The organism is Adlercreutzia rubneri (assembly GCF_009755265.1).
Classification (GTDB): domain Bacteria; phylum Actinomycetota; class Coriobacteriia; order Coriobacteriales; family Eggerthellaceae; genus Adlercreutzia; species Adlercreutzia rubneri.
On sequence record NZ_WPOO01000013.1, the window covers coordinates 78,099 to 90,292 of the forward strand.

The 12,194-nt window shown below is 50.6% G+C and carries 12 protein-coding genes; 6 read left to right on the forward strand and 6 right to left on the reverse strand.

From position 1 onward, the window contains the following. Window positions 1–94 precede the first annotated feature (94 nt). The 4 genes from GO707_RS08290 (at window position 95) to GO707_RS08305 (ending at window position 5,004) form a co-directional block, all read left to right on the forward strand. Window positions 95–1,177, forward strand: coding sequence for a hypothetical protein (locus tag GO707_RS08290; protein ID WP_157012761.1), 1,083 nt, complete (start codon window positions 95–97; stop codon window positions 1,175–1,177). 173 nt (window positions 1,178–1,350) lie between these two features. Further along, window positions 1,351–2,319: an ATP-grasp fold amidoligase family protein gene (locus GO707_RS08295; RefSeq protein WP_157012762.1), complete on the forward strand. Its 969-nt coding sequence runs from the start codon at window positions 1,351–1,353 to the stop codon at window positions 2,317–2,319. Further along, entirely contained in the window at window positions 2,319–3,500 is a 1,182-nt protein-coding gene (locus GO707_RS08300; RefSeq protein WP_157012763.1) for a hypothetical protein, read from the forward strand. The genes GO707_RS08295 and GO707_RS08300 overlap by 1 nt, the downstream gene beginning before the upstream one ends. 127 nt (window positions 3,501–3,627) lie before the next feature. Continuing rightward, window positions 3,628–5,004, forward strand: coding sequence for a lipopolysaccharide biosynthesis protein (locus GO707_RS08305; protein ID WP_198161053.1), 1,377 nt, complete (start codon window positions 3,628–3,630; stop codon window positions 5,002–5,004). Window positions 5,005–5,016: 12 nt separating this feature from the next. Here GO707_RS08305 and GO707_RS12895 read toward each other — a convergent pair whose 3' ends face one another. The 6 genes from GO707_RS12895 to GO707_RS08335 all read right to left on the reverse strand — a co-directional run bounded on the left by GO707_RS12895 (window position 5,017) and on the right by GO707_RS08335 (window position 9,852). Beyond that, the gene (locus tag GO707_RS12895) at window positions 5,017–5,520 is read right to left on the reverse strand and encodes an LbetaH domain-containing protein (RefSeq protein WP_418655109.1); all 504 of its coding nucleotides are present in this window, start codon (window positions 5,518–5,520) and stop codon (window positions 5,017–5,019) included. Window positions 5,521–5,551: 31 nt separating this feature from the next. Next, complete coding sequence (gene neuC, locus GO707_RS08315) at window positions 5,552–6,745, reverse strand: UDP-N-acetylglucosamine 2-epimerase (protein WP_157012766.1); 1,194 nt, start codon at window positions 6,743–6,745, stop codon at window positions 5,552–5,554. Further along, complete coding sequence (locus tag GO707_RS08320; protein WP_157012767.1) at window positions 6,735–7,412, reverse strand: acylneuraminate cytidylyltransferase family protein; 678 nt, start codon at window positions 7,410–7,412, stop codon at window positions 6,735–6,737. Before GO707_RS08320 ends, neuC begins: the two co-directional genes overlap by 11 nt. Before the next feature lie 11 nt (window positions 7,413–7,423). Continuing rightward, complete coding sequence (gene neuB / locus GO707_RS08325; protein WP_237975117.1) at window positions 7,424–8,455, reverse strand: N-acetylneuraminate synthase; 1,032 nt, start codon at window positions 8,453–8,455, stop codon at window positions 7,424–7,426. Beyond that, window positions 8,452–9,087, reverse strand: coding sequence for an acetyltransferase (locus tag GO707_RS08330; protein ID WP_198161054.1), 636 nt, complete (start codon window positions 9,085–9,087; stop codon window positions 8,452–8,454). Before GO707_RS08330 ends, neuB begins: the two co-directional genes overlap by 4 nt. Before the next feature lie 477 nt (window positions 9,088–9,564). Beyond that, entirely contained in the window at window positions 9,565–9,852 is a 288-nt protein-coding gene (locus GO707_RS08335; RefSeq protein WP_157012769.1) for a hypothetical protein, read from the reverse strand. A gap of 23 nt (window positions 9,853–9,875) precedes the next feature. On the opposite strand from GO707_RS08335, the gene GO707_RS08340 reads away from it, so the two are divergent. Both GO707_RS08340 and GO707_RS08345 read left to right on the forward strand, forming a co-directional pair. After that, window positions 9,876–10,385 carry a hypothetical protein gene (locus GO707_RS08340; RefSeq protein WP_157012770.1) on the forward strand — a complete coding sequence of 170 codons (510 nt, stop codon included), beginning with the start codon at window positions 9,876–9,878 and terminating at the stop codon, window positions 10,383–10,385. Between the two features lie 264 nt (window positions 10,386–10,649). Next, window positions 10,650–11,531, forward strand: a complete 882-nt coding sequence (locus tag GO707_RS08345) for a hypothetical protein (RefSeq protein WP_157012771.1) — start codon at window positions 10,650–10,652, stop codon at window positions 11,529–11,531. Window positions 11,532–12,194: the final 663 nt, after the last annotated feature.

Genomic DNA, 12,194 nt, shown 5'->3' on the forward strand with positions numbered 1-12,194 from the left:
GAGTGCGGCGATAGTTGGCGGTTGCGGATCTGCTCTCGTCTGTCTTTTCGTTTTGGCGCAATTCTTCGTTAAAGTTCTTTTTGTAAACGATCTAATGGGAAATGCGTTCGTGGCGGCAATAGGCGTAATTTGCCTTTTGTATGTCTGCGAGAAAGAGGGATCGAGTCCTCTTTTTGGGGTTATTTTCGGATTTGCATCATGTGTTTCGCTTCTAATGCTCGTGTCGATGCTGTACAACCAAAATACTTCTCTTGAGGACTTTTTGTGGGTTTGGGCTTACTCTGGACCTGTGGCCATAATGCTGTTTCAGTCAGTGGATCACAGGGCTTTTACCATCGCATTCTATGCAGTCGTTGCCTTTCTTCTTGTCCAGATCGCAATTGGGGTCGACAGTACGGAGGTGTTCAAAAGTGGTTCTCGAAACGGTATTTCCAGCAATGTGATTCTTCTGGCCGTGCTCGCTTATTATTACCGTTGGAGGCAGCTCCGTAAAATTAATCTCCTTCCTGCCCTGCTTGCTGTGCCTGCATGTTTGTATAGCGTGGGCCGTGCGGGGGTTGCTATTAGCATTTTGCTATTGGCTTTCGTGTTTGTTGCATACCTTGTCTTGGAGGATCGCCCGGCATTCTTGAAGTTCCTCATTGTTGCTCTAGCCTGTGCTCTGATAGCTATTTTTGCGGTAGAGTTGTTTTCTGGTCTCATTGATTCTCTTTTGGAGCGGTTTCAGCGGGAAGGGCTAGAAAGCGGAAGGGCAAAGATGTGGAGTGAGTATTTCGGACTCGTGTCGACGTCCTTTGGAAATTTGCTGCTAGGGGCACCGACGATGGCTGATATGAGTCTGCGGATCGCATTCCAACAAGGAAATCTCCATAATTCATTCTTGATGCTTCATGCTCATTTTGGCGCAATCGGCTTCGTTGTTATTACGGTCTGCTCCGTCATTTTTCTACGGCAGCTCGTGAAGCGAGGTGAATTGTTTGTTGTTGGAATTATCGGAGTCGCGATAGCCAGAATGCTATTCGACGGAATTGCCTTTTTCGGCCCCTACGACCTGCTGTTTATGTGCATGGTGATACCAGTTTTGTGTGGAGGGCGATATCGCGGTGCGCTTTCCCGCGATTGGAATATTTGGGATAAAAGCAATAGATTGAGAGTGCTTGGTCGGAGTAGAGCATGAAAGTATTGTCGACTGGCTGATTAAAGCTGGTTCACGGCGCGGGGCGTGTCGCGATTGCGATAATGGTGATAGGCTTGCCTTGTTTTTCGCGTGGTAGCAGTATCATTGGATGGGTTTCTTGCGTATGTTCTTGTTAAAACTTGAGCGGACAAATTGAATCGGAGGAACAAGAGATGAGTTCAGATGGCGCTTTGAAAGAATTTTTGAGATTTGGGAAACGGTGTGCTTTCAAAGTGTTGCCCGAAGGTGCGTATTTAAAGCTTTTGTATCGGATACGATTTGGGCGACGGCTCGATCTTAGGAATCCTCAAGCATTCTCTGAGAAGATATATTGCTTGAAGTCGATCAATGGGAAACTGTTTACTTCCTTGATGCAACGCTGCTACGATAAAGTTGACGTGCGCGGATATATTCTTGAAAAGTTGGGCGAAGCACGCGGCGAAGAAATATTGAATGAGCTTTATGGCGTTTACGATAGTCCTGAGGATATCGATTTCGATGAGCTTCCCGATGCGTTTGTGCTTAAAGTTACGCAAAGCAGCGGCTTTAATATTATCTGCCCTGACAAAGCAAAGCTCGATAGGGAAGATGCCGTTAGGCGTCTCGCCCAATGGCAACGGGTTTCCGCTAATGCTGTCAACTCATTCGAAGAGGGATATGTGTACAACGGAAATCCCAAAATCTGTTGTGAGAAATTCTTATCTCTTGAAGATGGCTCCATTCCGCCCGATATGAGAATTTACTGCTTCAATGGTGAACCGAAGCTATTCGTGTGCGATTTCGAAACCACCAAGATCGATGGAACCCATGGCACAGATATCAAGCGAAACGTGTACGACATGGATTGGAACCTTCTGGAGGTTGATTTCGGTCGTCCTCGCGACGCGTCTATTAAGATGGCGAAGCCGGCTGTTTTTGAGGAAATGGTAGATATCGCTCGGAAGCTATCAGCGGATTTTCCGTTCGTAAGGGTTGACTTGTATGACCTGTCGGGCAAGATCGTGTTCGGTGAGTTGACTTGGATTCCCATGGGGGGGAACTGCATCGTTGATCCTGCCTCATTTGATGTTGAGCTTGGATCGTGGCTCGAGCTCCCGGGTTATTTCGGGGAAACAGGAAAGCGCGAAGAGCTGGGGGACTAATGGCCAACCCTCTTTTTGTCAGCCTTCTTCGTTTGAAGAGTCTGTCTATGCGTTTGTTGCTTGGTGAGGATAGGCGGGAAGCTCACTCGCCCGAGGCCCAGAGAAAGATTATCGAGAGTTTTCCAGAGCCGAGAGACGCGGTCGAACGCTCATACTTTCAGTATGTATGCCAGAAAAAGAGATACGCTTCTTTGACGTATCGGGCATTGTGCTCGGTGGCAAATTTGGCAGCCCTTGTTCCTCTGGTGTATTTTGTCGCGTTCAAACACAGGGACGATGATTCGGAGGTGAGTGGCTCTTCGGAGAGTGCTTCTGCGGTGTTTCTCGGACAGCCTCATATACTTGATAGACTGCCGAACTCGCTGAGAGACAGGTACGATGAAATTGATGCTGATTTGCAGTACGGCATGTTGATGACAAAGCGTGAGCGACAACTAATAAGAGACATCTGGGCTAGATATCCGTTGAGTTTCTTGTTTGTTTTAAAATGCGCAATGAAGATCATGGCATATTGCGACATTATCGATAAATCAGGCGCGAAAGCGATTATTGCTACAAGCGAAGATTCCTATACATCTTCGATTCTTACGCACTATTGTCGTATGCGATCGGTGCGGCATATCAATATCATGCACGGAGAAATACTTTACGGTTTGGCGCGCACCTTCTTTAGCTTTGATGAGTGCATCGTTTGGGATGAGTACTATAAAGGCTTGTGCTTGAGAATGAGGGCGGAATCTGCACAGTTCAAAGTCGACATTCCTGAGGGATTGTTGTATCGCGGCGATAGCTCTAACATGGTTGGCGCAACGTATTACTTTCAGAATCAGACGCGAGAGCAGATGATTGAGATAAAGAAGGCGCTTGATCATCTAGGGGTTTCATATCGTGTTCGTCCTCATCCCATCTACACCAATATGGATAATCTCAATCTGGTGTTTGGCGGGGAAACGATCGAGGACTTTGATGATGTTCCCATTGAGCAGTCCATCATGGGGAGCGAGATGCTCATTGCGAAGAGCTCGACCGTCCTTTTTCAGGGATATATCAATAAAAAGAAGGTCGTAATAGACGACTTGAGCGATCCATGCTCGTTTTCTCAAGCGAGAGAGAGCGGTTATATCATGGCCAACAAGTGCGAATGCGACCTCCTGAGCGAGATCATCGCGCGTGTCGACTGAGCACCGTAGGGTATTCGTCAGAGGGGTGGGGCAAGTGTGTACGGGCATGTGGAAGCTCGATCTTCTCGTGTCTGGGCTTTGAATCAAGTCAGGTAAAGATTGGAGGCTTAAAGACAAGATGGGTTCTATGAAAACAGCCCTCTTCTGGAAGCTTCTTGAAAGAGGTGGCGCTAAGGGGCTGCGCCTTTTGATCCAGATTGTTCTGGCTCGCATTTTGGCGCCTGAGGAATTTGGCCTTCTCGCCATCTTGCTTGTATTTGTTTCGCTAAGCGATATTTTGATTCTAGGAGGGCTCGGCGCCTCGCTTTTGCGGATGCCGAATGTCCAAAGGGTTGACTACTCGACGGCTTTTTGGCTAAGCGGGGCTTTTTCTCTGGTAGCGTTCATCGCCCTATCCTTGCTCTCCCCATCGATCGCCTCGTTTTACGCACAGCCTGATTTGTTACTACCTCTTATAGTACTTGCACTGCAGTTTTTTCCACTTTCATTCAATAGCGTACAGGTTGCAAAGACAACTCGTGATCTTAACACGAAACCAATTTTTATTGGGGTCATCTCTGCCGAACTGCTCGCGGGAGTTGTCGCGCTTGTTCTTGCGTATTGTGGTTTGGGGCTTTGGAGTCTGGTTGTTCAACAGCTCTTAAGTGCTGTGGCAACGTGTCTATTTACGGCAACATTAGTGAGATGGCGGCCGTATTTTGAGTTTAGCTGGGATTCAGCACGCGAGTTGTTGAGTTTTGGCTACAAGGTAATGCTCACTGATCTTCTCAATAATAGTGCCAGCAGTCTTTACACCATGGCAATTGGTAAAGTATTTAGCCCAGCGCAGTTGGGTTTTTACTCGCAGGGTCAGAAATATCCACTCGCTATTTCAGAGGTGTTAACTGGTGCGCTTACACCGGTGCTCCTTGCTGGCTTCGCTGAGAAGCGGCATCGGGCCCGGGATGAATTTATGACGTCAACGCGTCAAGCGGCCCGATTCACTTCGATTCTTCTTGCGCCGGCAACGGCCTTCTGCATTCTATTTGCTTCGGATATCGTTTCGCTTCTTTTGACCGATAAATGGCTTCCATGCGTTCCCATATTTCAACTCTATTGTGTTGCTAGCCTGTCTCGTTCCCTTACGCTTATTGCGAGGCAGGGGATTATGGCAACGGGCAATGCTAGAGACCCTCTGCTTATTGCGATGCTCAAGCTTGTGTCATCTCTTGCGCTTTTCGGTATTGTCGTGCTCATGGGTGGCAGCCTGATATTGATTACCGCCGTCTGGGTTTGCGCTTGCGTAATAGAGCAAGGCGCCACGATGGTTTCGGCGCGTAAGTCCTTCGGGTATAAGATTTCAGTGCAATGCTTCGATATCTTGCCTGGAATGGCATCGAGCTTTTCGGGACTTGCCCTGGCTCTTGTAGCGCAATCGTTTGGGTTTCATGCGCTTGTGTCGGCGCTTGCATTTGCAATAGGCTGCCTGTCTTTGAGCATCCTTGCGCTTAAGGGGAGGAGATAGAAGGGTATATATCTAGAGCACTCTATTTGTCCCAACAACAACCGCGCCCTCTTCGGTGACGCTTTTGCTAACGCAGGCATTTGCGCCAATCGTTACTCCGTCAGCTATGGTGATATCGTTCCGAAGTTTAGCTCCGGGTCCGATGTAGACACCATTGCTGATATGGGGTGCGCCGGGCGAAGTTGGGCTTACGCCAATATTGACAGCGCTATTTAATGTACAGTTCTCGCCGATGCGTGCATGGCGAGATACCACGATGCTGCCATAGTGAAGAATGCACAAGCCTGGCCCGCACACATTCAGGGGAATGGAAAACCCTAATTGCGCGCTTTTCCTCTGAAAGCGCCAACGAAGTAGGACTTTCAGAGGAAGCCATCCTGGGGATGTCCTGCAGTTCTCCCAATATTCAAGGCGACGAAGCAACCGTTGGTATCGAGCCACTGGATCCACGAGCCAAATCATGGAATTATCGGTCTGGATGAGGGGGTGACGCGTTTTTGCTCCAAGGGCCTTCATGTCCTGTGCAACATACCGCTTGTAGTCTTCTTTACTTGTGATCAATGAAGACCTCCATTGGCATATCCCAGAACACTTTTGTCATCGACGCATCGTTTGCTACTCGGTTCAGGATTTCGCAGGTTTTCTCGTGGTACTTTTCGGCTGTCTGCGGTTGATAGTAGGGGTTGTCTAGGGGGTCAGGCGCCGGCATCGACCCTGCTTGCCTCAGAGCGATCGAGATCTCGTCTTTGAGGCACTTTACGTCCAGCACGCTTTTTCCTCGCACACGGCCGTCTTGTCTGTGCCCAATGTTGATAGTACATACGCCCAGTGAGGGGGCCTCGATCAAACCCGAGGAGGAATTTCCTACAAGCGCTTGAGCATGCTGCACCAAGTGATGGTAGTCACGGGTTCTCAGATTCTCATAGTAGTGAGCGTTGTCGTTCGAAGCAACGAAGTCCTGTACGGCCGCGCGAACTACGTCTGAGTGTGTGTCCGCATTGGATCCAATAAACACGTAGTCATAGCCCTCGAGTTCAGAGATAGCGCCGAGTAGTTCTTGAGTCTGAGCAAGAGGGTCTGCCGTCGACATGGTTTCGGGATGAAAGAGAACCACAAAATAGTCGCGCTGCGGAAGAGGGCGGGAGGGAGACTTATCGAAATCTGCCGCAAGACAATTTTCGGCACCAAGTGCTCCAAGGTTAAAGACGCGATCAGGCTCTTCCCCCAGCTGAATCACTCTGCGGCGATATTCTTCCGTGGCGGTGAAGTGATAGAGGCTCATTTTGGTAATGGCGTGACGGATGAACTCGTCGTAATTTGCGAACGTCGCTTCGCCTCCGTGGATATGCAGTATGGGAATGCGCTGCATGGCTGCTGCGGTCGCAACTGATAGCATCTCGTACCGATCGCCTAAGATAATGAGCAGATCGTACTTATTGTCAGCAAAGTGAGCCGAGAAACCCTCAAGGGCCCTAGCCATAGAGTGCGCGACGCCGATCTCGGAAAGCGAATCAATTCCGAGGGGAACTTCAACGCCAATGGAAAACCCGTCTTCTTTCACTATATCAACCTGATGCCCGTAGGCCTGTTCAAGAAGGGCGCCGGTAACCAATATGGATAAATCTATCGCCGGGTCGTCGTCGAGAAGCTTGAGGTATCTCCGGACAATTCCATAATCGGCCCTCGAGCCAGTTGCAAATGCGACCTTGCTTTTTGTGCTCGTATCCACCTTATCGTCCAATCAATCGTCGAGTCATGCAGAGTTCGGCAAGGGCGAAATCGATATCGTCGTCAACGTCGACTGATGACTCTTTGTCCATGATGTATGCTAGAGATTTCTCGCCAAAAAAATGGCCCTGGGCAAGATATTTATCGGGCTTCGCAATGAATATGGCACCATTTGGAGAGTATTCCGCACTGTCTTGTCTTCGATAGTTCGAGTAGTCGATGTCGAAAAAGGCCAGGCTTCCGTCAGCGGCAAGGGGATGAACCAGGTGAGATGCATGTTCGGCTAAGGATACGCTGGCCACAAAGTCGTATTGCGCGAAGTTCAATGTGATTAATCGCATTGCGTCAGCAATCTGAGAAGACGTCCGTAAAGGTGATGTGGGTTGAAGAAGGGTTAATAATTTCGACGGGCAGACTTTGTTTCGCAGCAAGTCTTCCAATACCATGAAAGTGGTTGCAGAGGAGGTTGCCAGTCGCTGATCGCGGTAGACGACTTCTGCCCCCCATGCTTTTGCAATGGCTCCGTACTCAAGGGAGTCCGTCGAGACAAGCACCTTGTCGAAGCAGCTGCTCTCAAGCGCCGCTTCGATCGTCCATGCCAGTAGAGGCTTTCCGCACAGTTCCTTGATGTTTTTTCCCGGCAGCCCCTTGGATCCTGAGCGAGCGGGAATTACGGCCATACACTCGCAATCTATTCTTGCCACGAAAATCCCTCCGCGACAATCAGCTCGTCTTCTTCAAAGTCGCGCATTGCGGTTATCCCCATAAGTTCATTCCAGCACATAGGGCTGATGCCGTTGCCCGGACGCTTGCAGGTGACGTTGTCTTCGCTGAACGCCTCTCCTCGAGCAATCGGCTTGGACGCAACGATGGATTTTCTGGCGACGATCTTATTTTTCGCTTCTGAAGGAGTCACCTTCTTCTCTGCGCTTCCCCTCATGAGCTCCATTCGTCTGATGTTTTGGCATAACTCGGTAAGCTCTTCAGGCGTAGCGGATGCTTTGTGATCTGGGCCGGGCAGGTTCTTGTCAAGTGTGAAATGCTTCTCGATTACCGAGGCGCCAAGTGCAACGGCCGCGGCGGCAGCCAGGGCTCCTACCGAATGATCGGAAAACCCAATCTCAAGTCCAGGATATTTGTCTTGCAGGGCTCTGATTGCAAGGAGGTTTACATCGCAGTCTGGCGTTGGGTATTCGGTATTGCAATGAAGAAGCGCGATCCTGCCTTGCTCGATCCCTCCCGATGTCAGCACCTCTAGGGCAGTGCTGATTTCGTCCAGCGTAGCCATTCCCGTGGATAGCAGCACGCGTTCAACTGGAATCTGAGTCAATTGTTGCAAATACGGTAGGTTGGTGATCTCTCCTGAGGGTATCTTCCAGGTCTTTTGTTCCTGTTGCGCCAAAAAATCCATAGAACCTAAATCGAAGGCAGTAGAAAATGCGTCGAGGCCCAGGGAACGCGCAAATGAAACAAGCTCGAGCAAATCCTTGTGCCCCAATTCAAGGGCCTTTGTCATTTCAAGCTGCGAATCCGAATCGCCCGTTGTGACAATTTGGTATTCCGCTTTAGGGGCGTAACGTGATATAAGAGCGTCAGCGGAAAAGGTCTGGAACTTCACCGCGTCAACTCCGCATTCCTGCGCAGTTGAGACCATTTTTCGCGCCAGCTTAGGGTCGCCGTTGTGGTTGCATCCTATCTCGGCAATGATGTATGTTGAACTCACCAGAACCTCGCTTCTCGACGAACAACTCGTGCGGGTACGCCAGCAACCGTTACCCCGGATTCGACGTCTTTGGTGACGACCGCTCCGGCACCGACTATTGACCAGCTTCCCATGCTGAGCTGCCCAATAACTACAGAGCCAGAACCGACAAAGGTGCCCTCACCGATGAGGACATCTCCATTAAGGACAGCTTTCGTGGAAATGTTCGCATGGCTCTCCACGCTGCTGCCGTGCTCCACAAGCGCCATAGTGTTGATAACGACATTATCGCCGATTTCAACGCCCGCATTCACGATAGCCATTTTTCCGATAAAACAGCCTTTGCCAACTTTCGCCAAAGGGGAGACAATAGCTGAGGAATCCCAGACAGAGGCGAAATCCGCTCCGATCTCATTGAGCCTATCGAACCAGATCTTTCGCTTTGGATCGCTTCCGATGGCGATGAAGAAGCTGAAGTTCTCTGGATGGGGGATGTCTTCCAGGCTATGGGCAAGGATCGGGTAGCCAAAATGTTCCTCTTTGTCGGGGCGCTCATCCAGAAAGCCCTTAAAGTCATACTGCTGTGGGTCAAACGAATCGAGCACCGATTTCGCATAGCCGCCAGCCCCTATTATGATCAGTTCCTTTTTCACTCGTGTATCGCTCCAATACCGCTAGCCTCTTTTTGATGATTGTTAGTATATGTTGCCTTTTTTCTTCAGGCAATCGGCGATCCGAAAAGACTTACTACCGCCAGAATTGCCATCGTGGCATGGGAGAATGACGCGCTATCAGATTATATGATTGCTGTCGTGGCACATGGGGACTATCGCCCTGTTGGTGTGAGAAGTTGCTGGGATTCCGGAATGGGTTTTGGGCGGTATGCGTCTATCCGGGCTGTGCGGGATGGGCGCATACCGTTGATTACGCGATGCGGACGAAGAGCGTGCCGTCGACAAGACATATGCTTTTTTGGGAAGGGAAAGCTTCGGGAACGGAGTCGGCCCCCGCTTCGCGCTCTGTTTGAGACATTGAGCTCATGTTTGCAATCTTAAGAGGAAGACTGAGAATATTGCGAAAATACAACTCAACAGTTTCAACTGAGGAAATTGGTATATCAGTCGCAAGGCCTACAGCGTAGCCGGTAAATTGACCGCTATCGTCAAATGTCGGCTGGGAAAGCGCTGGGGGAAGCCCGGTGCGATTTTTTTGAATAGTTCATTATTGGATGGAACTCCAGCGAAAGCAACGGACGTCTCCCCGGGAACATAGCCATCGATGGTGTCCATGCGCTCCACTAGGCGCGTCATAAAGGAAAAAGTGGCTTGGTATTCGAGTTCGCGGATGACCGATGCAGGGGTGAGGTCGTATCTGATGAATAGCTCGACTGCCCGGATCTTCTCTTCCCTTGAATACATTCCTACCTCCAAACCAATTCGATTTGGAACAGGTTTTCGTCAGCATCCCCATCCCGTATTTTACTCTACGCCAGACAGACGGGCACGGGGCCTCCGTGTTCGCCAACGAGGGGCTCGGCAAGACCAGCGGCGCGCGCACCGTGGCCGCCTTCGGGGGCTGCGTGGCGCCCGGCTCGACGCTCGTCCACGACACGGAGAACGGCCACAACCGCCTGGTCCGCGAGCTGGGGCTGCGCAGCGAGAGGAGCAACTCCAAGCTCATCAAGCGCCTGCCCGACTCGGAGAACCCGCTGGCGGCGGTCAATCGCCTGTGCTGCCTGCTGCGGCTGTTCCTCGACTCGCACTCGGGCTTCGACCGCGCGATGCTTGACGGCTACCTGGACCTGTTCTGGGCGATGGTGAACCCGCCGGCCGACAAGATGGAGAAAGCGGCGTTCGTGCTGGATCGGGCGATGCGCAACCCGAAAGAGCTGCGGTACAGGGACGTCTACGAGAAAAAGCCCAGTTCGGGAGATGGCGCTGCAGCCTTGTAGCCCACATTCTGCGAAGGAGGATTGTCTTGATTTTAGTCAGACGTGATCCGCCGCTACGCTGAGGTGCGTTAATGCGGGGTAGAAACAGGGCAGCTGCTGGCTTAATGAACAAAGACGGCTATAGTTCTATGGAGTTGTTGTCAGATTGATATCCATCGGAGTTTTATGGGACTGCGTACACCCTGCTCGTACATAAAGAGGGCGAACTTTTCGAGTTTGTCCGAAGCAATTTACATGGCTTGCGCTGAGAAGCAGGCGTATAAGATGACTTTTCTCGAGCATCGTCGGATGCCGCTTGGGCGTTTGGGTGCTATCTGTATTTTCCTTGCATTGGGAGGGGCGGTTCCGTGCCTAGGGGTGATGGAGGGCCTCTTTGATGCTATTCCTGTGGTGGCTGATTCGATGACATTCTACGTGCTCGTGCGCATGTCTATGGTTTTTGCGGTTCTCAGCCTTTCCGGCGTTGGGGTTGTGCTGTTATTCATAAATGATCTTAGGAGATACACTACATTGTGGGGCATCGTGCAGAAGTTTATCTCGCTTATTCTTTTGGAGATACTCTCACTGGTGTTGCTATTAATAGCCTTAATCTGCATTACGTTGGTGATAGTTTGTTACTCAAATGGCCCTGTGCTTGATTTCGTCTCCCGGCTTCCTCCCTCTCTGTTGGCTATAGAGAATTGGTTTTGGATTCCCTTCGTTATAACATGGGGATTGGCGATTGTCTTTATTGGGCCTTTTGCTTTGGTGAGCAACTCGGACAAGGTGCGAGCAGTGGGGGAGATCTTTTCTCTTGTGAGCATTGTGCTGTCCCTCTGTCTATCTCCATGGCTGTCCTCAGAGAACGGGACGCTGTATCCGGGCTACCTCATCGCCAGTTTTCTTCTTGCCCCTCCAGTCGCTATGTTTGTGGTGGCATCATTGAAGGATCAGTGGAAAAAGACATATTTCTTTGGCAATGATATCAACGAGTCGAGAGTCTTTGTTGTTCCAAGCATCAGGCACCCTGAAATGTACGAACCTGTAGAAGCCCGCTTTTTCTTGAGGAAGGATGAGCGCGGCTGTTATGAGAAGGGGAGTGTACTGAAGAATATCATGACGTATGTTAAGGAAAGGAGGGCGCAGAGACAGCGTAGATCTTGTTAAGGGCTGGGCGGATCAATTTGCGAAATGGCGCAATAACGCGAAACTTGGAGTAATGATTTCAAAGGTTTCTTCGCCAGCGTACTATTCGATTGTCTTCTGCGGAAAACAAGTGCTGACGCGCCCGTTGGCCTTGTTCGTGCCCCCAAAAACCCCAGCTTCGGCGATTTCGGCATATCGTCTTATGTCTTTTAAGCTGCGAATCTCGTGTCTGCGGTTAACTTTCGTAAATTGGCCCCCGCGCTCAAGCGCGCGGCTCTATCGTGAAGATGGGGTGATTGAGGAGGGGAGCGCTGGTGCTCGGGCGTTCGAATGTCGCGGCACTTGAACGCCCGGTCCTCCGGAGCGGAATGAGCATTGCTGAGTGCGGACGCGAGTTTTTGGTTGAGAAGGCGCACGCCACTAAACACGACGGATGCTTTCTAGTGCACGTCGGGGATGGCCGATGGCCTCTGTGAGATACCGTTCCGAAAGCTATTCGTGTTCTGTGCCCCCGCCGTTTGCGGATATGTTCCGTTTGCTTTTGCTGTGACTAGAACTGAGTAGTAACCCTCTCCGGTACCAACAATCAGCAGAATCTGGTACCGCCAGTCAGCGGGCTTGGTACCCTGGGTAAGATAAATTGGTACCGCCGCCCATCGAGCCTAGAATTCCATGTCGCGAGCC